The organism is Microbulbifer sp. HZ11 (assembly GCF_000708675.1).
Taxonomy (GTDB): domain Bacteria; phylum Pseudomonadota; class Gammaproteobacteria; order Pseudomonadales; family Cellvibrionaceae; genus Microbulbifer.
Genome location: NZ_JELR01000006.1, coordinates 1 through 21,072 on the forward strand (window position 1 = coordinate 1; position 21,072 = coordinate 21,072).

Below are 21,072 nucleotides of genomic sequence, written 5' to 3' on the forward strand. Positions count from 1 at the left end.
TCTTTAACTTTACTCAGTAAATGAGGAGACACGTTCCATTTTTGGCCGCCTTCCGTAATAACTGTGACCGTCTTTTTATTGTACTTTACTAACGTACCGATTTGGCGGCCGCGACCTGGAGGCTCAAAGCTAACCTTCTCACCTGGATTGAACTGCATCATCTCTTTATGAGTATGCATAGATTCAAGAAATTTCAGGCGCTCAACGATTCTTTGATTGAGAACGATCAACTCATCTTCCGACAAACTGTCTATATCTATATTCATTGCTTTACTCGATACCGAGATTCATAACGCCCAGCGCAGGCGCAGCCAGCGCGGAGCGCATTTTGTGTTAATGTTTGAGCGCCAGCGAGTAACACAAAAGGTGCGTAGCGTTGGCTGTCGCTCTGCCGCTGATTGTTATGGGGATTACTCCTCGGCAACGTAAATTGCTTTGCCCTTAGCCACCTTACCTTTGCTGGTGTCTGTAATAAATGTGCCATAGCCATTTCCGGCAGGAACATAGACAGTATTAGAAGAACCACTTTCAGAGCCGACGGTAGCGATTAGAACTCCATTAGCTCCCAGGCTTGCTGCCTCCATTTTCAATCTCCGAATAGCCTCATCTACTAATGCTTGATCACTTTGGAAGTCGTGTGCAGCCGTAGATTCAATTAAAGCAATTTCTTCAAATTGTTTTGGAGGATTGCTATATACCTTAACTTGACTTATATCAATGGCTGGACGAGCCTGACCGACCAGAACGTGAGAACTATCAGCAATGATACAGCCAGACAAAAAGAGAGCAAAAAGTAGCGCCGTGTATTTCATATTTGTTTCCTTTCTTCGCACCATTAAAGTAGCGAGAACAGCTGATTCACTCTACTATTCCAAAAACGTGAAGAATATTTCAAGATCGTCTGATGGCTTGTAGCTATTATTCAGTTTTGAGTGAAATGCCATCTGCGCACGTTTTCTGTGATTGATGTTGTCAATGCTATCTATTTCTGACTGATTGTATTTCATAGTCATTAACGTATCGCCTTGGTCATTTTTGACTTCAACTAGTACATGAGCCACTTCTTAAGTTCCTCAATAGTCCAGGGGCATCCGAAGAGCCCCATAACGCCGCAATCAGCCGCGGCTTACTTTATGCGCTTTTTGCGTTTTTTGCGTTTTTTGCGTTTTTTGCGAGAAAATGGGAGCGTAGCGACCGCGCAAAAGGTGCAGAAAGTAAGACGTCGGCTGCATTGCATTGTTAGGCTCACCAGAATAAGGAGAAACCACTTTTATTACAGGCGCTTTGTTCGAGGTTCACGTATGCAGAATCTGAATGATACTCTAACTCAGCATATAGCGGAAAATGATCTGACGGCCACCTGTATTCATTGTCAATACTATCGAAGTACGAATAGCGGACAATTTCTGGTCCACCAACCACTTCCAGTCCGCGCAGAAAGATATAATCTAATTTGGCGTCATGTTTACAGTCGACGCAGAATCCGTTAAATGTGGCATTATAGTCAGTTCCCGAAGCATCGAACATGGGCTTCTGATTTTCATGAAAGCCCTTTTCGAAAGTACATATTTCATACCCACCATATAGAGAATTTAGGTCTCCCAACAATATTACCGGCAAACCTATTGATTGAACTTCAATATGATTACGAATGCACTCCATCTGCTTTACTCTAATTTCAGTATCTCTTGCTTTGTGGTGAAGATGCACGTTAACAACGAATAGCTTATTACCTGATTCCAAATCAACTAGCGTTGCCCAAGTTATGCTTCTGGCTTTGCCTTCTCCATTCGACCCGGGACATATATTTGATCTCGAGTCCGGCCATATATAATCGGCACCAGAATTTTCATGCTCCACACTAAATTTTGTTTTCCTGTAGAAAATATCTTTAGGCGATCCTCCAATACCCTTATAGAAATCGTATTCGAACTCTAAGTGAGTGCGCACGTAATCACGCGGATCAATTGTAGTTGATGGATCCGCTGCCATTTCCTGAACACCCAATATGTCAGGAATTTTAGATAGGACCGCATTAATGACTTGCTGATCACGCTTTCCTTCCCATTTATTGCCATTTTCAGCATCTACTTCTTCGCCGGAATGACGTAAGTTAAACGTCATAACGGAAAATGCAGAATCTGCAAAACTCAGAGGAGAACCGATAATGATTAAGAACTTCAGAAGTACAAATGATAGAAACATTCTCATACAGGAAACCTATTCACTGGCATAAACCCTGATATATTCCGGTGTTTTGGCATCACCCCACTCTCCAATATCGCTACCTTTACAGCTAGTAACGTCTTCATATTTCAGTTTTATCTGCATATGAAACTTTGCAGCGTCTTGAACAGTTAACATCCAAGCCTTGCAAGCCTCTGCACTTACTCCTCCCATAGAACCATCGAGCTTACATAAACCTTGGGAATTATCAGATTCGTTCCAGTCACTATCTATGTAAAGCGTTCCCCAGCGGGCGACCTCCCAGTCTTGTATATAACCAGTACAATATTGTACGTTGGCATAAATTTTGCTCGAGAAAATGACCAACTGGATAACAACGATCTTTGAAATATTTCTCATAATAAGTCTCATTAAGTACAAGATTAGTAAAAACAACTATCAGCCTAACGCCCGCAGCAGGGGCGACCAATGCTATGCACATTTTGTGCGAAACTGGGAGCGCAGCGACCCGCACAAAATGTGCATAGCGTTGGGCGTCCCGCGGAGGCCCGAAGGGCCGTAGCAAACTGCCTGCGTTTGTTAAGTGTTCAATATTTTGTAGATTACCCAGAAACAAAAGAACCCTGAAAAAATAGCGACCAATATAGGAATACTCTTTATTTTCGCTAGCAGCACTTTATCTAGAAATAAATATGCTTCAATAACAACCTTTTCAAAAGCATGCTTAGATTTTCGATACTCTCCATTCTCCACGTAATCAAGCCAGTAATTTCCGGGATAGTTATCTTCATAGAACAATCGGAGAATATCTAGCGCTAACTTTCGCACAAAAAGTGGAGCGACAATCGCCACCACGAAAACCAGGACGAAAAATCCTTTTAGATTTTCAACGCTCATAGACACTTAACGCCGCGCTCAGCCGCGGCTAACTTTGTGCGCTTTATGCGCGAAAATGGGAGCGTAGCGACCGCGCAGAAAGTGCACAAAGTTAGACGTCGGCCTGCAGCGCATTGTTAGCGTTTTCTACTTGGAAAACCCTGCAGAACCCAATGAAAGGATGCCCAAAGCCCGTAAGAAATAAGCCAAATAAGCGCAGGGATTACGATAGTGTAAAGGAGCCACGCACCCATCTTCGGAAGAATTACATACGAATTAGGTTCCGATCCGTCAACAGTTTCCCAAAAAACTCTTGGGTTAGCTGAAACTTCATATAGCACTTTATTAACTTGACTCAAAGTGCTGGTGTCTGTTCCAGGCATGTCATAAAGCTCATACGCCGCATATGAAACTATAGAAATTATGTAAATCGCAGTAACGACAACACCCAGCCGGATATACCCACTCATTTTTGAGCCCTATACATTTAATCTTTTAATAACATCTGCAAGCGAAATCTGAACTCTACTACCGTCACTCATCTCCACCTCCACATATCCATTATGAGGAGTAGATAGTACGGTTGCTATTACAACTTGACTTGCTGATTGGCTATCAATCTTAATTTGATCACCAGGTTTTAAATTTTTTTCCATCAGATTCTCCAAAACCACATGAAACGCTAACGCCGCGCTCAGCCGCGGCTTGCTTTGGGCGCTTTACGCGCGAAAATGGGAGCGCAGCGACCGCGCGTAAAGTGCACAAAGTGAGCCGTCGGCTGCAGCGCTTGGTTATGAGCGCTTACGAAGTGCACCTCTTACCCCACCCAACTTAACCGGACCAAATCTTCTGAATAGTTGGTCTACCAATAGTGGCAGAATTACAAGCACGACAAAAAGCCCGACCCAACTAAAGTAAAACAATAAATAAAAGAAGGCCGCCGTACCAAGTGCTGATGCAACCATTGCCTCTAGTAAGTTGGCCCACCATGGTTGATGAAATATTGACACGCACTCTGAGCATACGTAGTTGTTGCTCAACACTGGCACACTCAGTGTCTTCCGAGAGCAATTTGGGCAGTTCCGTTTAAGCATACTCGATTAGCTCATAACGAGCCTGTAGAAAAACAACTCCCAGCAGTCGTCGCCTCAAGGCTCTTTTCTCGTTTACATACTGACCGCCATTTAACCACACTAATTTCACTTACTCACGCATGCGCGTATTTTCACCATATCGCCCCAAAATTAATGCAGAAGCCCCTAGGAATTAATGTACTGCGCCGTATCGCATCAACTTTTCGATATTATGCACCAAGCAGAACATCTGCCACTGTCCCTGCACCTTGTGTTTTCCACGCAACGAGAAGCGACTCAGTCGCTTGTTTGTGCCAATATTACCGAAGACTGGCTCGACCACCGACATGCGATGACTGTAAATTGTCTTGCCTTCCACGCTATCGACCCGTCTTTTCATCCAGTCCGTTGCTGTTTTACCATTCGTCCAAGTAAAAGAGACTTGTCGTCCGTGGCCATCCCGGGTATCCGCCGATTCGGGATTGCGCATACATTGGCTTTTTAGCGGGCAGTGTCGACAGTCTGTGAGTCGCCCTTCAAAGTGAAGTTTTTGCTTCCCCTCGCTGACGCGCTCATCTCGGTAGAGCAACATTTCATTGCCGGCGGGGCAGATACAGGTCTTACTTCTTTTATTGAGTCTGAACTCGCTAGCGGGCAGAACCTGCTTAACGCCCTTTACCGTATCTTGGTGACGCTTACCGTGTTTTTCTTTTTGCTTGGCAAACGCCTTGTCGCGGGAACGGAACTGGTTGTCGGGAATGAAGGCATTGACACCTTCACTTCTCAGCATCTCGTTATTAGATTCACTTGAGAATCCGGTATCTGCGGTAACAATGACCTGGTCCGAAAGAATATCCTCGGCGATACCTGCGTTCCGATAACGCGTGTTAATGCCGTCAAGAATCGGCTTTAAGGTATGCGCTTCCTGCCCTTCCCCGAAGGCTTGCGCCTCCACGACAATCTGATGTTTCTTGTCGACCGCCGCAATTCCGTTATAGCCCTGGATGGTGCCTTTACTAGTCTTCATCTTGGCCGACTCGTTGTCGGTGATGTTACTTTTTACTTCTTTCGGTTTCTTGCCCTGCCCCATCCTTGGGGCTTGCGTCTTTAGGAAGTTGTCGATCTTTTCAAAGTGCTTCTCCAAGGTCTTCTGCGCCTGCTCGAGACGCTGCTTTCGCTCCCGTTCGGCGGGCTTCCTTCCATCCAGCTTCTTATGCTCTGAGAGACAATGACGGATCTTCTTGCGGATCTTCGCCTGCTTTTGCTCGAGCTCTTTAAAAGTTCCAGAGTGTGACTTGCTGGCATTCGACGACATCTTGCAGCCATCAATGGCAAAGAGTTCATTACCCAAAAGACCTTCCTGGTCGCAAACCATCAGCACCTGCTCAAAGACAGACTGTATGGCATCGGGATAACTACTGACAAAGCTGGCAATGCTGGTGAAGTGCGGCACGCTGTCACAGGACAGAGCTTTGAACAGTATATTATGCTCACACTGCCATTGGATCTCCCGGCTAGACGTGATGCCTTTGGAGTAAGCGAACAGGATAATCTTCAAGAGAATAGCCGGATCGTATGCAGACCGCCCACCACCTTCATTCTTGTACTTGTCGTAGAAAGCGGAAAGATTGATACGGTTATCGATCAGGTGATGCAGCGTGTACTCGAAGGTATTCGGCTGCAATTGATCTTCGAAATTGATTACAACCATTGTGTCCTGGCTGTAATTATAGGGCTTGAAGTTGGGCATGACGGGATCTCGGAACCGGGCCCGCAGATTTTATCAAAATCTACTAGGTTTTTAGAGTTTTTCTACAGCCTGAACGCCCACAGCAGGGGCGGCTTACCTTATGCGCGTTTTGCGCGAAAATGGGAGCGAAGCGACCGCGCAAAACGTGCATAAGGTAAGACGTCCCGCGGAGGCCCGAAGGGCCGGAGCTTTACTGCCTGTGATTGTTAGCAACTTGGTGGCACTCACTCTGCAGCAACTACCCCACCATATGGCGATTTAGGGAGCTTCGCACCACACCAAGGGCAATACGATATGAGATTCCCTCCGCCAATCACTCTTTCGGGAACCTCAATGTACCAGACTGAATCTCCCTGGAATGATCTGGTGTATTTAACAATAACTTCATCACCACTCACGGCTTCTTCAACAGAAGAAAACAGGCCTACACAGCAGTAATTTTGTAACTTCTCGACTCTATCCATATTACTCAGCGAAAAGAAAGTTCACGTCATTCGTATTGCTAACGCCGCCGGCAGGGGCAGCTTACCTAGTGCGCGTTTTGCGCGAAAATGGGAGCGCAGCGACCCGCGCAAAACGTGCACTAGGTAAGCTGTCCCGCGGAGGGCCGCAGGCCCGGAGCGAATTGCCCGGCCTTGTATGGTCAAATTCCCCATATCTTCGATAAAGTGAGGCCCGTAACTTGCCTCCACAAGTTACCGGTGTGGCAGCTCGATGCCTGGCAGGAGCAGGTTCTACCTAGCCCGTTAACAAGCGTGTAGCGCCACACCGACCCTATGTATAACCCGAACAGTCGAATGGGCCTCATGAGCCCGAATGTAGCAAGGATGGGATGATCTCACAATGCGCGAAATAGCTACAAAAGGGGTAAACGTCGGTGCAGATATTGGAAAGGCTTTTCTTGATATCTACATCCACGAGCGAGACCGGTATTGGCAGATTGATAACACCAAAACCGAGATCAATAAATGGATCAAGGCGATACGCCGGTTCAAGGTCGAAAGGGTCGTGCTAGAAGCGACTGGCCGGTATGAGCGCTTATTTTACGAGCAGTTGGCTGAGGCCGGTATTCCCGTCGTCATAGTCAACCCTTTAAAGGTCCGACGCTATGCAGGAGCTGCCGGCATCCTCGCCAAAACCGATAAAGTCGATGCCAAGCTGATTGCCGAATTTGGTGCGGTAATGCAGCCAGAGGTGATGCCTCCGGAGTCAAAAATTCAGCGTCAAATCAAAGACTTACTGGTTAGGCGGCGGCAGCTTATGACGATGCGAACGATGGAGAAGAACAGAGGCAAGATAATGCCGAAGTGCCTCCAAGCTGATTACCGCCGCCACATTAAATTCCTCGAAAAGGAAACTGAGAGAATCGACGAAAAGCTCGATAAAGCAATTAAAGCGGAGGAGCTTTGGCGCGCCAAGCGCGAGCAGCTCGAATCGGTTCCTGGGGTAGGCAAATTACTGGCTACTACGCTAATAGCGGAACTGCCGGAGCTGGGTAACCTGAGCCCCAAGGAGATCGCAGCACTCGTCGGCGTAGCACCATTTAATAGAGACAGCGGATCACTCAGGGGGAAGCGTCGAATAAGAGGTGGCAGAGCATCTGTTCGAACGATTCTCTATATGGCGACCCTTTCATCGACGATTCACAATCCGATGATCCGAGAGTTTTATAAACGGCTCGTGAACCAGGGCAAACATAAAAAAGTCGCCCTCACGGCCTGCATGCGGAAGATGATCGTAATACTAAATGCCATGGTGAGAGACGGAACTTACTGGGGAGAAAGCGACCTCAAGTTGGCAGCTTGACATCACAGTCGCTTGTTAATTGGCGCCACCACTTTTTCCGCGGGTCCTATTTTCTATTACCACGATTTAACCACCAAAAGCGGACAGTCGCTACAAAACTGATTGCTAGTGCTAACGGAACTCCAATTCCTAGAAAGAGAAGTTCTGGGTACGACTCATCGGGCTTACCCGAAACTATCCAAACAATAGGCGTAAATGAAAAAACCAGCATGATGACAAGCAAAGTAAAGCTCGCGACTAAGGTTTTTAATCCCTGTCTCATCATGGGGTTATACTCCTTGCTCGCGCCAATTAACGCCGCCAGCAGGGGCAGCTTACCTTGTGCGCTTTTTGCGCAAAAATGGGAGCGCAGCGACCGCGCAAAAAGTGCATAAGGTAAGCTGTCCCGCGCAGGCCCGAAGGGCCGGAGCCTCGCTGCCTGGCCTAGTTATAGCAGGCGCGCTCGGACTACCTTAGTGGCACGATGCCAGCCGCTCACGGCTGGCCGCCCCCGAAAAGAATGAGAGGAATAATTTGAACTCCCCTCACCCACTAAAATTCCCAATGGCATTCCACAATACTGCAGCGGGCTTGCCGATTCCCATTGCGCCCAAAAGAAAGCACAAGGAACGAAACTGCTCAACTGAATCTCGGCACTTTCTCCGTTACCGGACTCTCCCCTATTGGCACGCTCTCCCTGGTTGACCGCAAACCATTTTAAAAATTGAACCCGCCTCTATAACGCCCACGGCAGGGGCGGATTACCTTATGCGCGTTTTGCGCAAAAATGGGAGCGAAGCGACCGCGCAAAACGTGCATAAGGTAAGCCGTCCCGCGGAGGCCCGAAGGGCCGGAGCATCACTGCCCGTGATTGTTAATGTTGGAGGCCTGAAAGTGACTTACCAACTTAAAAACCGCCAATCCTGAACTCGCTAACTACCAGCGAACTACGGGTGGCACGATTGGCTGTACCCTACCACGCTTTCCCTGGAGCGGCTTATACGCCCAAAAGGAAAACCCTACAAAATTTCTTCCGCCGCCAGTAAATACCTTAACGAAGGGAAGCCACTGCTGGCTATTTATATCAACCGTCAATCCCTGCTAGCGATGCAGCTTCTACAACGACATAAGCCGCCAAATGGCTCATCAAGCACACTGAAAATTTTAGGCGGCGGCATGATGAACCTGAACATTAACGCCCACGGCAGGGGCGGATTACCTTATGCGCGATTTACGCGAAAATGGGAGCGAAGCGACCCGCGTAAAACGTGCATAAGGTAAGCCGTCCCGCGGAGGCCCGAAGGGCCGGAGCATCACTGCCCGTGATTGTTAATGTTGGGAAACTTAAAGTGACTTTGCCTCTTTAAATCACCAAACCTGAAGCCAGCAAAGGCTAACATACTACAAACGGCACAATTGGCTGTACCATGCCACGCTTTCCCTGGAGCGGCTAATGAGCCAAACAGGACTGCTCCCCTACTCTACTTCCGGCGCCACCAATAAATGCAAAGAATGGAAGCCACTGCTGTCGATTAAAATCAACCGTAAAATCCTGCCAGCGATTACGCCGCAACAAGGCCGACAGCCGCCGAATCACTAGTAAATTGCCTCACAACTCTCGATGGCGCCGGCATGATGAACCGGAACATTAACGCCGCGCACAGGGGCGGCTTACTTTATGTGTTTTTTGCGCAAAAATGGGAGCGTAGCGAGCAGCGCAAAAGACGCATAAAGTAAGCTGTCCCTCTGCTGCGCTTTGTTAGCACCGTTGCCAAAAAATTGTAATTAATACACCACAGGAACGATTGTTACCTTTTCAACCGGACCAGATTTAATCTCTGACTCTTTATTGCCAGTTTCAGACTCGATCCAGAAAGTAGCTAAACCCCCACTTCGTCTGGCCTTTAACACGTACGATTTTCCTGCCTCAGCCAATAGCTCAGTATTTGATTCAAGCACGTAGTGAAAAGTATTTTGAAAACCTATTTTTTGCGCAGTAGTTTTTTCTGGTGTAAATACAACTCTTACACCAATGTCTCTTTTTCCTGGAGAAACTGGAAAAATTGCCTCAACAGGTGCTGTCCATGGCCCTGGACGAAGCCTTTTGCCATCGACTGATGTAAAGATGAGAGAAACACCACCATCTGTTTTTTCCCGACTATTTTCTAATACACCGTTTTCGGTTCGATCAATTGCTGGGTTCGTAGAACATCCACATATCGCCACCAATACCAGCAAAAATAATTTCGTTTTCATCGTTTATCCGAATTAGTGCTAACGCCGTGCTCAGCGGCGGCTTACTTTATGCGAATTTTGCGCGAAAATAGGAGCGTAGCGACTGCGCAAAAGGCGTATAAAGTAAGACGTCAGCTGCAGCACCTTGTTAAGTGGAATTACGCTAGGCTACCTTTGCCATGAGATGAACATCCGCGTACTCGCCGTCTCTGAAAGCATAGGCCTTAGCAGTTCCCTCAATTTTAAAGCCGAACTTCTCATAGAGGCCTATAGCGTGCTCATTATCAGTATAAACCTCTAACTCTATGCGCCGAATTGCCAGCCAGTTTATGGCGAGGTTTAGCATAGCCTCAAGGAGCTTAGAGCCAACACCAATTTTCTGATGTTCCTCGCTAACCGCCATGCCCATATTCGAGACATGCTTCCTTCGCGGATTGGTAAACACCTCCATTCCAATTTGGCCCACTACTTTTCCATCTAATACCGCAACTAAGCTATAGAAATTTTCCGGAGTATTTCCAAGAAATTTTTCCCACTTATCAATTGATGGATAAGGCAACTGCAGCGTGCCCGCATAGCATGACGACTGAGCGTAGATATCCCGAATCTCCGGAATATCTTCTTTATTGCTATGCCTGATTTCAACGCTCATAGTTTATTTCTCGTGACACTTAACGCCCAGCGCAGGCGCAGCCAACGCGGAGCGCCTTTTGTGTTAATGTTTGAGCGACAGCGAGTAACACAAAAGGCGCGTAGTGTTGGCTGTCGCTCTGCCGCTGATTGTTATGTGAGCTCTACAATGGATGAAGTTAAGCACACCAATGCGATGGCCAAGTATGTAAACTGGGACAATCTAAACAAAACTTTATCACGTTTCTTTTGAATAATCGCGTATGGTAAAAATATAACCCCGCTAAACTCAGACTTCAGGATAGCGAATGGTATATACAGGGAAATTTCCAAAAACCATATTGTTCCCGCAACTCCTGAATCACCCTCATAAAATGACGCAACGATGAACCCTGACACTATAAATACGGCGAGAGAAATTGCAGCATATCTATGTATTCTCGACACCGTTTCTATATCCATGAACCATGAACCATGACCAATCACATAACGCCGCGCTCAGCCGCAGCTTACTTTGGGCGCTTTGTTGCGCAAAATAGGAGCGGAGCGACCGCGCAACAAAGTGCACAAAGTAAGATGTCGGCTGCAGCGCCTGGTTATGGCTGACGCGCTCCGAACTACCTACGCGCACCGAATGCGCCGAAGCTCCTTAAAAACGAGGAAAGAAATTCCAACTTCCCCAACCAATTGTTTTCTTATTGGCACACCATCTTACTGCAGCGGAGTTGCCGTGTTTCCCATGAGATTAAACGAAAGCTCTAGGAACGAAACTGCTTAATTTTATCATGGCAGATAGCCAAATGCTGCGTGCCAAAATAGAGCTCTAAATTACACGCTGGCACAGACCACCATTTTTACAGCCCGGCACCATAACGTCCGCAACAGGGGCGACCAATGCTATGCACATTTTGTGCGAAATTGGGAGCGCAGCGACCCGCACAAAATGTGCATAGCGTTGGGCGTCCCGCGGAGGCCCGAAGGGCCGTAGCATCCTGCTTGCGTTTGTTAAGTGTGGAACTTGGCACGTATCTCTGACTTGCTATTTTCTGGAACATTTTGCCAGATTGTATTATTTGTGAGATACAAAGAAATGCCCAACCCTGAAGCAGCGACGCTTACTATGTACTCGTACCAATCTGAATAGCTCCATTTTCTAGGTTGAGGTGATTTGAAACCTTTCATACCTTCTACCCAGCACACTTCTTCGGCTTCACGATAGATATACTGATACATCGGTTTTCCACCATTTTTCAAAATGACGTACATCTCACCGCTTTCAACTATCTCTACTTTCGATATTTCTTCTGTTTCCATGGACACTTAACGCCGCGCTCAGCCGCAGCTTACTTTGGGCGCTTTGTTGCGCAAAATAGGAGCGGAGCGACCGCGCAACAAAGTGCACAAAGTAAGATGTCGGCTGCAGCGCCTGGTTATGGCTGACGCGCTCCGAACTACCTACGCGCACCGAATGCGCCGAAGCTCCTTAAAAACGAGGAAAGAAATTCCAACTTCCCCAACCAATTGTTTTCTTATTGGCACACCATCTTACTGCAGCGGAGTTGCCGTGTTTCCCATGAGATTAAACGAAAGCTCTAGGAACGAAACTGCTTAATTTTATCATGGCAGATAGCCAAATGCTGCGTGCCAAAATAGAGCTCTAAATTACACGCTGGCACAGACCACCATTTTTACAGCCCGGCACCATAACGCCCTGCGCAGGCGCAGCCAACGCGGAGCGCCTTTTGTGTTAATGTTTGAGCGACAGCGAGTAACACAAAAGGCGCGTAGAGTTGGCTGTCGCTCTGCCGCAGCTTGTTAGTGTTTCGGGCCTCTTCCTGACTATATTTTGTACGCCCTAGTTCGACGCAACCACTGACAAGAACGAACGGTTTAACCCCTACAATACCTGAAAATACCCCGGTGCGGTGCCGCCAACTTGGCACACACTTTCCGGCTATACCCAAATCGTGGGCGAAGCCGACGTTTAGCTTTTGCGGCACGGCACAAATAAAGTTGCCGGAAATTGTGCTGAAGCCGACTTGCCAATGTTCAATAGTGGAACCACGATTTCACGTTACCAATTCTGGCCACACCAGGAGCCGGAACCACCGTTTGTTGCACCAGACTTCCGAAAACCAAAACCCAAAATTCCACTGCTGTAAAAAACACTAACGCCGCGCTCAGCCGCAGCTTACTTTGGGCGCATTTTGCGCGAAAATGGGAGCGCAGCGACCGCGCAAAAGGTGCACAAAGTAAGATGTCGGCTGCAGCATATTGTTAGTGTTGTGGCCCTCTACGAGCGCCCCGTCCTGGTTTATTGCCCGCCGCAACCACTATGGGGAACGAACGGCACAAATCTATGCGAAATTGAAATATACCACGGTGCGGCGCCGCGCTCACTGGCACAATGCTTCAGCCTGGGATCGTGGGCGAAGCCGACGATGGACTAAATTCGCGGCGCGGCACAAGTAGATTTGCTGATAAGAAATCTAATGCCTGACAGCAAAGGCCAAATATTGGAACCACGTTGTTTCCATTGCCTCGGAAGAACCCGGCCCTATAAGCGGCCCCTTTTCCCATCGTTGCTTTCTACGAAGCACGATAATTTTTATTTAAGTTGCAGTAAAACACTAACGCCTTGCTCAGCGGCGGCTTACTTTATGCAACTTTTGCGCGAAACTGGGAGCGTAGCGACCGCGCAAAAGATGCATAAAGTAAGACGTCAGCTGCAGCAACTTGTTAGGCATTTTTTGACCACCTTGCGTAGATTAGTGAGGAGGCAACCAAAAAAGGAATGCCTACTAATAAAACACTCAGTACTGAGGCAAAGTATTGTGGAAGGTTTACTCCACCCTGAAGTAAATAACATACAAAAAATGCCGTGACTACCATCGGCAGAATGCTAGATAGCAAACCCGAAATCAATACGTTGAGATAGTGATTAAGATGCGAGAAAAACTTTGTGGAAACCTTGAATATCGGAAATCCAATTAAGCAAACCCCAACAGCTGTAGGGAGTGCGAACAGTAGAATAACCATTGCTATAACATGGAAATCCGGCACAAAAATCATACCAATCATGAAAATTACAAACCAAGTTGCCATCGTCCCAACGATTGCAGATGCGATGTATTTAACGACTTGGTGCTCGATCATTCCTGATGCCTAACGCCCACGGCAGGGGCGGCTTACCTTATGCGCGATTTACGCGAAAATGGGAGCGAAGCGACCCGCGTAAAACGTGCATAAGGTAAGCCGTCCCGCGGAGGCCCGAAGGGCCGGAGCATCACTGCCCGTGATTGTTAATGTTGGGGAGCTAAAAGCTACATGGCGCCTAAAAAACCACCAAACCTAACCCCGGTAATGGCTAACATACTTCGGGCGCCACAATTGGTTTTACCCTACCACGCTTTCCCTAGAGCGGCTTAAAAGCCAAGCAGGAAACATCCACACTACCTCTTCCGCCGCCACCCCGAACCATAAAGAATGGAGGCCACTACTGGCTATTTATATCAACCGTCAATCCCTGCTAGCGATGCAGCTTCTACAACGACAGAAGCCGCCGAATGGCTCATCAAACACGCTAAAATTTTTAGGCGGCGGCATGATGAACCTGAACATTAACGCCCAGCGCAGGCGCAGCCAGCGCGGAGCGCTTTTTGTGTTAATGTTTGAGCGCAGCGAGTACACAAAAAGTGCGTAGAGTTGGCTGTCGCTCTGCCGCTGCTTGTTAAGCAGCTTTGGCACGGTCTTGCTCGAGCCAGGCAGCTACAAATTGTGTGTAGTCATTGAAAGTCATTTCCTTTGGCTTGATCTTTGCGGCTTTGCAAAGCTCTGGTAATTCCTCTCTAAACTCTCTATAACGGCGTACAATTTCAGTGCCGCCTGAAATCTTCCGCTTAGGGTTAGCATTCCTCAGCCAAGCAGAAACAACTTTGATGGACTCTTCTGGATCTCCATTATGAGAGCGAATATCCTGCCCCGCTATATCCGAAAGAAATATTTGATAGCGCCAAGGCTCTTTATCTAGAACCATGCATAATTTTCTCTTCTGATCGGAATTTCCATACTTCTTTGCACCCAAAAATATTCCGAGCTCTAGCGGCATATTGAATCTTGGTAAGCTTGTTTTCTTGCAAAGCTCGGTTCTACTGATGTCGTGTATTCCGTATTTGCACTGAGAAATTATTTTTGAAATTTTCTCTATTCGGACTTCACCTGCATCCTCCACCTCTTGCGCGCAGCGCGCAATAAAGCCGCAATCGAAAATACAAAATATTTTTGCGTGAAAGTGATTGATGTAATCATCATCAAAAGGGCAGTTTATGAATACGCTGTCATTGTAATTTTTTGCTGCCATTTTACTTCCTCCGAACTGGAGATTTTCGCTTGACAGCAGATTTTTTGGCCGGCGCTTTCTTTGCCGGTGCTTTCTTAACTGCAGCTTTCTTAGTAGTTACTTTTTTTACCGCTGCCTTTTTTGCTGCGGCTTTTTTCGCGACAACCTTTTTGACGGCTGCTACGGCTACAGATCTTGTCACCTTTCCCGATTTTGCAGGCTTAAGAACCTTTGCCTTTGCTTTAGCCTTTTTGGCTACCACCTTTTTTGGTGGAGACTTCTTTGTTGGCACAATATTCTCCGAATTGATGCTTAACGCCGCGCTCAGTCGCGGCTAACTTTGGGTGATTTATGCGCGATAATGGGAGCGCAGCGACCGCGCATAAAGTGCGCAAAGTTAGCCGTCGGCCTGCAGCGCTTTGTTAACTTTACAGGGCCTCGCGGGAGAAGTTGACAATATTCTCGCCATACTTTTCTATTGCTTTTTCTCTTAGTGGATCTAAAAGCAGCCTTACCTCAATTAAGTCATTACCAACATCTGCTATTTCATCTTCATTATGAGATGTTTCACAAATTTTTGACATTTTTGACTCTAGCTCACACAGCGCCTCTAGAACAATCTTTACTTCGGACTCAACAAGAGAAAGTTCAAATTTTTTCATACGACTTGACCTTCTTTCTTAAAGACTCTTGTTGCAGAAAGAGCCATCTCCTCAAGTAAGCCTTTGTATTTATCCAAAGGCATATTCTGAACAGGTGAAATACAATAGTGGTGAGGCTTATCTTGAACCATTTTCAACCCGATGGGCGGGCGTGTATTTGGAGAAAAGCGCCACACCCACCCAGTCATTGGCGATTTCTTAATACCCTAAAGATCAAAAACGCTGATTCCTTTTCCGTTGGCAATAATTACCGTAATGCCGTTGACGTCCATTGTATCTATATCTCTTGGTCTGATATTCCCCAGCTTAGGGGAGGAGGAATTTCCAAGACGAAATAGCTCTTCTGGAAGAATGTAAAACTCTTGTGGGAACATGATGAACTCCATTTCATGGGAAAAGTTAACAGTTTTATTCATACGCCAAGGGCTTGTTTTGTAAACACGATTGTCCTGTGGCGGAAAAAGCCACATCCCCTCTCAAATAGCCAACAGATCAATACTTTATATTCGGCCCTTCGGTATTCTTGCCCTCAAAAAGAAGCCTATGGCTTTTGTTCTTGATATTGATACCGGCGCCCTTCGAACCTGTGAATTCGATATATATCAAGGGGTTAGGCTACCCCATTACTTGTACACACGCCATAGGCTGCTGAATCTAGGGTTGACGGCCTGCCCGAACAAAACTACTGTATATAAAAACAGTCGTCGTGGGTGATTTATGGACAACATCAGACAGCGGATTCCTGTACGGCCGGTTCGTTTTTTGGATACCCTGCGATTACACATGCGTGACGCTGGGCTGGCATATACGACAGAACGGACTTACATACACTGGATTAAGCGTTTTATTCTGTTTCACGATAAAAGGCACCCTCAGGATATGGGCGTGCCCGAGGTCGAACATTTTCTGACCCACTTGTCGGAAGAGCGCGACTGCTCGGTGGGAACTCAGCGCATTGTACTGAACGCGCTGGTTTACCTGTTTACTCGCTTTCTCGGAGTCGAACTGGAGGGGCTTTCGTTTACTCAGGCGAAACGGCCCCGCAGGTTGCCAGTGGTATATAGTCGCTCGGAGATTACACAAATTTTATCCCACCTATCCGGACCGGGCCGGTTGCGTGTACAACTGCTTTACGGGTCCGGTTTGCGCTCGGCGGAGCTGCTCTCACTGCGGGTCAAAGACATCGATTTTGGCAGCAATAATATTTTTGTGCGCGCGGGAAAAGGCAATAAAGATCGCACGACTATTTTGCCCCAGGGGCTCGTAGCGGATCTGAAGCGTCAGATTGAGCGTGTGCGCATCCTGCATGAGGAAGATTTGGCAGACGGCGTGGGAAATGTTTACCTGCCGGATGCTCTTGCAAAAAAATACCCCAATGCGGTGAAGGAGCTCGCGTGGCAATATCTATTCCCGGCCTCCCAGACCGGCCCCTGCCCCCGTACTGGAGAGGTGCGACGACATCACCTTCACCCAACAGCACTGTCGAAGCAGATTCGCCGTGCTGTAAAAGCGGCGGGTATTCACAAACCTGCGCGGGCCCATGCGTTTCGGCACAGTTTTGCGACGCACCTGCTCGAGTCAGGGTATGACCTGCGAACAATTCAGGAGCTGCTCGGGCACTCGGATATCAGTATTACCGAGATTTATACGCATGTGGTAAACCGTGGCAGTAAGGGTGTCCTGAGCCCAATGGATTGCCTGAATCACGGACTTTCCGCCTTGAGCGCCGCAGACAATCGCCTACCCAGAAACAAGGTAACGGAGCCTGAGCCGATATATCGGATCGCCTGTTGATGCGCTCTCCAAACTGGAGGTCACGGCTATTCATGCATAAAAAAACCCCGCTAAAGCGGGGTTTTTTTATGGTTTGGCTGGAGGCCGGCTTACATCATGCCGCCCATGCCACCCATTCCGCCCATGCCACCCATGTCAGGCGCAGCCGGCTTGTCTTCCGGAATTTCTGCAACCATGGCTTCGGTGGTGATCATCAGGCCAGCGATAGAGGCTGCTGCCTGCAATGCAGAACGGGTTACCTTGGCTGGGTCGAGAATGCCCATTTCCAGCATGTCGCCGTACTCGCCAGTACCGGCGTTGTAGCCGAAGTTGCCTTCACCCTGCTTCACTTTGTCCACAACAACGGAAGCTTCGTCGCCGGCGTTGGTGACGATCTGACGCAGCGGCATTTCCATCGCACGCAGTGCAGCAGCAATACCGTGGTTCTGGTCTTCGTTGTCACCAGTCACTTTGATCGCCTGGGTCGCGCGAACAAGTGCAGTACCACCACCAGGAACAACGCCTTCTTCTACCGCAGCGCGAGTTGCATGCAAGGCGTCTTCTACGCGGGCTTTCTTCTCTTTCATTTCGACTTCGGTGGCGGCGCCAACCTTGATCACCGCAACACCGCCGGCCAGTTTGGCAACACGCTCTTGCAGTTTTTCTTTGTCGTAGTCGGAAGAGGATTCTTCGATCTGGGCGCGGATCTGCTTAACGCGCGCTTCAATATCGGCAACGTCGCCGGCACCGTCAACGATTACGGTGTTCTCTTTGGACAGGGTGACGCGCTTGGCAGTACCCAGGTGCTCCAGAGTGGTGGATTCCAGTTCCAGGCCAACTTCTTCAGAGATCACGGTGCCGCCTGTCAGGATTGCGATGTCCTGTAGCATAGCCTTACGACGGTCGCCAAAGCCAGGTGCTTTAACCGCAGCTACTTTCACGATGCCGCGCATGCTGTTGACTACCAGAGTGGCCAGCGCTTCACCTTCTACGTCTTCAGCAATGATCAGCAGCGGCTTGGAAGCCTTGGCTACTTGCTCCAGCAGAGGCAGCAGGTCACGAATATTGGAAATTTTCTTGTCAACCAGCAGGATGAACGGGCTGTCCAGCTCGGCGGTCATGTTTTCCTGGTTGGTGATGAAGTAAGGAGACAGGTAGCCGCGATCGAACTGCATGCCTTCTACGACGTCCAGCTCGTTTTCCAGGCCGGAACCTTCTTCAACAGTGATGACACCTTCTTTGCCCACTTTTTCCATTGCTTCTGCGATGATGGTACCAACCTGCTCGTCGCTGTTGGCGGAGATGGTGCCTACCTGGGCAATGGATTTACTGTCTTCACAAGGAGTAGACAGGCTGGCAATGTGCTCAACGGCCGCAGCGACAGCTTTGTCGATACCGCGCTTCAGATCCATCGGGTTGAAGCCAGCAGCCACGGATTTGAGACCTTCGGTTACGATGGCTTGGGCCAGTACGGTAGCAGTGGTGGTGCCGTCACCGGCGGTGTCAGATGCTTTGGAAGCAACTTCTTTCACCATCTGTGCGCCCATGTTTTCGAACTTGTCTTTCAGTTCGATTTCTTTGGCTACGGATACACCATCTTTGGTTACGGTCGGCGCACCGAACGCTTTGTCCAGAACCACGTTGCGGCCTTTCGGGCCCAGGGTGGTTTTTACGGCGTCGGCCAGGATGTTTACGCCGTTCAGCATTTTTTGGCGAGCGTCATCACCAAATTTAACGTCTTTTGCTGCCATGGTCTTAATTCCTCAATTCTGTTCGTCGTTATCAGATACTGGAGCTAATGGCCGAGCCCTTAGCCTTCCAGTACGCCGTAGATGTCACCTTCGCTCATGATGATCAGCTCTTCGCCGTCCACCTTGAGGGTGTTGCTGTCGGCATAGCGACCGAAAACTACGGTGTCGCCGACTTTTACGGACAGTGCACGAACGTCGCCGTTCTCCAGCTGCTTGCCTTCGCCCACGGCAACCACTTCGCCCTGATTCGGCTTTTCTTTCGCTGCGCCTGGCAGAACAATGCCGCCTGCGGTTTTCTGTTCTTCTTCCTTACGGCGTACGACTACACGGTCGTGTAAAGGACGAATTTTCATGGATTGGATCTCCAATGCGTCGATTTAGGGTTGCAATTACAAGGGGCCGCCCCTTGCGAAAGGGCCCGGCCAGCCCCAGTTCCGGTATCCGGCCCTGGGAAAAATCTTGAGTGGAGCCTATATGTGGGGGCGCAAGAGCAATTTCAACAGCGGTGGAGAAAAAAACTGGGAAATTTGAGAAACAGGGCCACTGGAGCATAAGACGCCAGTAACTCGATAGTAGAAGAGGCCGGGAAATCGCTGGACAGATGACCTGTTAGCCGCGACCAGTCAGGCTTGGACCGCTTCAAGCCCAGCAGCGGTACAAATTTTAATCAGGGTTATGCTTGGAATCCGGGTCATCGCGCTCGAAATCCCCCTCGATTACGTTACGCGCCCCCTGCCCCTCACGGCGGTTGTTCGTACGGCTATCCGGGCCTTGACCGGATTGCTGCTGGTATCCAGCACCGCGAACCACAACAACGTGGTTCAGAAGGCGACCCAGTACCAGCTGGCGGATACCGGGGATCAGGCAGATAAAACCAAAGGCATCGGTAATAAATCCTGGAGTCAACAACAGCACACCACCTACCGCGAGAAAAATGCCTTCAGCCATTTCTTTGGCGGGCAACTCGCCCACCTGCATCTTTTGCTGGGCCCGCATAATGGTCGAGATACCCTGGCGTTTGAGCAATGCCAGTCCGACAACCGCAGTCAACAGGACCAGGCCAATGGTGGGCAATGCGCCGATTTCCTCTCCGACACTGATCAATACCCACATTTCGAGAATGGGTAAAATAATAAACAACAGTAATAGAGGACGCATGAGCCCGGACTCCAGAGGAAAAATGGTGTGATGGCGACGCTTTCTTTAGCCTGGCCTGCAAAGTCAGGGGCCTTCGCCAAATCAATTACATGCGGGCGCCGCCGTCAATTTCCACCACTCGCCCCGTCAAATAATCATTTTCGATAATGAACGAGACGGTGCTGGCAATTTCGTCCGGCTCGCCAATTCGGCGCAGTGGAACCTGCTTGACCAGGCTATCCAATATTTCCGGACGCATCTGGGCCACCATATCGGTACCGATGAAGCCCGGGGCAATGGCGGCCACCCGCACGCCGAAGCGTGCCAGCTCCTTCGCCCAGGTAACGGTCATGGTAGCAACGCCGGCCTTGGAGGCGGAATAGTTGGTCTGCCCCATGTTGCCCGCGCGGGATACGCTGGAAATATTGATGATCACACCGCCGCCACCCTTCTCCGCCATGATTCCCGCTGCGGCACGGGTACAGAGGAAAACCCCGGTCAGGTTCACATCGATCACAGACTGCCACTGGGCCAGCGACATACGTTCGGTCACTTTGCCGTCTTTTACTTTGAGCAGCATGCCATCACGCATGATTCCGGCATTGTTAATCAATACATCCAGTGCACCGAAATCTGCGCTAACCGCCTCAAAGCAGTGGTCTACCGCGTCCTCACTGGACACATCCACCACGTAGCTTTTGGCTTCTGCGCCAACGGCTTCGCAGGCGGCGACGCTCTCGTCAAGCCCCTGCTGATTTACGTCCAGTAGCGCCAAACGCGCTCCGCGCTGGGCAAGATACACCGCCATTGAACGCCCGAGGCCCTGGCCGGCACCGGTTATGACTACAACACTCTTTTCCACGTTCATAATTTA

General features: G+C 48.9%; 21 protein-coding genes. 3 read left to right on the top strand and 18 right to left on the bottom strand.

Annotation, left to right across the window (positions count from 1 at the left end):
• From AU11_RS17300 to AU11_RS17330, 7 genes are all read right to left on the bottom strand, one after another.
• Positions 1-266, bottom strand: a 266-nt coding sequence (locus AU11_RS17300) for a hypothetical protein (RefSeq protein ID WP_043321004.1), incomplete at its 3' end; no start/stop codon positions are given.
• Positions 267-410: 144 nt separating this feature from the next.
• Positions 411-812: a hypothetical protein gene (locus AU11_RS17305; RefSeq protein ID WP_043321006.1), complete on the bottom strand. Its 402-nt coding sequence runs from the start codon at positions 810-812 to the stop codon at positions 411-413.
• A gap of 433 nt (positions 813-1,245) precedes the next feature.
• Positions 1,246-2,211 carry an endonuclease/exonuclease/phosphatase family protein gene (locus AU11_RS17315; protein ID WP_043321010.1) on the bottom strand — a complete coding sequence of 322 codons (966 nt, stop codon included), beginning with the start codon at positions 2,209-2,211 and terminating at the stop codon, positions 1,246-1,248.
• Between the two features lie 9 nt (positions 2,212-2,220).
• Positions 2,221-2,586: a hypothetical protein gene (locus AU11_RS17320; RefSeq protein ID WP_043321011.1), complete on the bottom strand. Its 366-nt coding sequence runs from the start codon at positions 2,584-2,586 to the stop codon at positions 2,221-2,223.
• A 180-nt stretch (positions 2,587-2,766) separates the two neighbouring features.
• A complete protein-coding gene (locus AU11_RS17325) occupies positions 2,767-3,084 on the bottom strand; it encodes a hypothetical protein (protein WP_043321014.1) in 318 nt (105 codons plus the stop codon).
• 458 nt (positions 3,085-3,542) lie between these two features.
• On the bottom strand, positions 3,543-3,719 hold the full coding sequence (locus AU11_RS18395) for a hypothetical protein (RefSeq protein ID WP_156035433.1): 177 nt from the start codon (positions 3,717-3,719) through the stop codon (positions 3,543-3,545).
• 610 nt (positions 3,720-4,329) lie between these two features.
• Complete coding sequence (locus AU11_RS17330; protein WP_043315428.1) at positions 4,330-5,886, bottom strand: IS1182 family transposase; 1,557 nt, start codon at positions 5,884-5,886, stop codon at positions 4,330-4,332.
• 843 nt (positions 5,887-6,729) lie between these two features.
• On the opposite strand from AU11_RS17330, the gene AU11_RS17335 reads away from it, so the two are divergent.
• On the top strand, positions 6,730-7,692 hold the full coding sequence (locus tag AU11_RS17335; RefSeq protein WP_081847844.1) for an IS110 family transposase: 963 nt from the start codon (positions 6,730-6,732) through the stop codon (positions 7,690-7,692).
• Positions 7,693-9,456: 1,764 nt separating this feature from the next.
• Here AU11_RS17335 and AU11_RS18400 read toward each other — a convergent pair.
• The 5 genes from AU11_RS18400 to AU11_RS17355 form a co-directional block, all read right to left on the bottom strand.
• The gene (locus AU11_RS18400; protein WP_156035435.1) at positions 9,457-9,927 is read right to left on the bottom strand and encodes a hypothetical protein; all 471 of its coding nucleotides are present in this window, start codon (positions 9,925-9,927) and stop codon (positions 9,457-9,459) included.
• 142 nt (positions 9,928-10,069) lie between these two features.
• Positions 10,070-10,558, bottom strand: coding sequence for a GNAT family N-acetyltransferase (locus AU11_RS17340; protein ID WP_043321016.1), 489 nt, complete (start codon positions 10,556-10,558; stop codon positions 10,070-10,072).
• A 983-nt stretch (positions 10,559-11,541) separates the two neighbouring features.
• A complete protein-coding gene (locus tag AU11_RS18405) occupies positions 11,542-11,850 on the bottom strand; it encodes a hypothetical protein (protein ID WP_156035437.1) in 309 nt (102 codons plus the stop codon).
• 1,425 nt (positions 11,851-13,275) lie between these two features.
• The gene (locus AU11_RS17350; RefSeq protein ID WP_043320698.1) at positions 13,276-13,692 is read right to left on the bottom strand and encodes a hypothetical protein; all 417 of its coding nucleotides are present in this window, start codon (positions 13,690-13,692) and stop codon (positions 13,276-13,278) included.
• A gap of 574 nt (positions 13,693-14,266) precedes the next feature.
• Positions 14,267-14,896 (bottom strand): hypothetical protein, encoded by a 630-nt coding sequence (locus AU11_RS17355; protein ID WP_043321020.1) that lies wholly within the window; start codon positions 14,894-14,896, stop codon positions 14,267-14,269.
• A gap of 29 nt (positions 14,897-14,925) precedes the next feature.
• Between AU11_RS17355 and AU11_RS18410 the strand changes: the two genes are divergently transcribed.
• Entirely contained in the window at positions 14,926-15,213 is a 288-nt protein-coding gene (locus AU11_RS18410; RefSeq protein WP_051687422.1) for a hypothetical protein, read from the top strand.
• 90 nt (positions 15,214-15,303) lie between these two features.
• Here the strand turns inward: AU11_RS18410 and AU11_RS17365 are convergent, their stop codons facing one another.
• Both AU11_RS17365 and AU11_RS18605 read right to left on the bottom strand, forming a co-directional pair.
• Positions 15,304-15,537: a hypothetical protein gene (locus AU11_RS17365; protein ID WP_043321022.1), complete on the bottom strand. Its 234-nt coding sequence runs from the start codon at positions 15,535-15,537 to the stop codon at positions 15,304-15,306.
• A gap of 206 nt (positions 15,538-15,743) precedes the next feature.
• The gene (locus tag AU11_RS18605) at positions 15,744-15,911 is read right to left on the bottom strand and encodes a hypothetical protein (protein WP_231492140.1); all 168 of its coding nucleotides are present in this window, start codon (positions 15,909-15,911) and stop codon (positions 15,744-15,746) included.
• A 343-nt stretch (positions 15,912-16,254) separates the two neighbouring features.
• On the opposite strand from AU11_RS18605, the gene AU11_RS17375 reads away from it, so the two are divergent.
• Complete coding sequence (locus tag AU11_RS17375) at positions 16,255-17,331, top strand: integron integrase (RefSeq protein ID WP_081848230.1); 1,077 nt, start codon at positions 16,255-16,257, stop codon at positions 17,329-17,331.
• Positions 17,332-17,420: 89 nt separating this feature from the next.
• Here the strand turns inward: AU11_RS17375 and groL are convergent, their stop codons facing one another.
• From groL to AU11_RS17395, 4 genes are all read right to left on the bottom strand, one after another.
• The gene (gene groL / locus AU11_RS17380; protein ID WP_043321023.1) at positions 17,421-19,061 is read right to left on the bottom strand and encodes a chaperonin GroEL; all 1,641 of its coding nucleotides are present in this window, start codon (positions 19,059-19,061) and stop codon (positions 17,421-17,423) included.
• Positions 19,062-19,120: 59 nt separating this feature from the next.
• The gene (locus tag AU11_RS17385; RefSeq protein ID WP_043321025.1) at positions 19,121-19,414 is read right to left on the bottom strand and encodes a co-chaperone GroES; all 294 of its coding nucleotides are present in this window, start codon (positions 19,412-19,414) and stop codon (positions 19,121-19,123) included.
• A 310-nt stretch (positions 19,415-19,724) separates the two neighbouring features.
• The gene (locus tag AU11_RS17390; RefSeq protein ID WP_043321027.1) at positions 19,725-20,219 is read right to left on the bottom strand and encodes an FxsA family protein; all 495 of its coding nucleotides are present in this window, start codon (positions 20,217-20,219) and stop codon (positions 19,725-19,727) included.
• Between the two features lie 85 nt (positions 20,220-20,304).
• A complete protein-coding gene (locus AU11_RS17395; RefSeq protein WP_043321029.1) occupies positions 20,305-21,066 on the bottom strand; it encodes an SDR family oxidoreductase in 762 nt (253 codons plus the stop codon).
• Positions 21,067-21,072 lie beyond the last annotated feature (6 nt).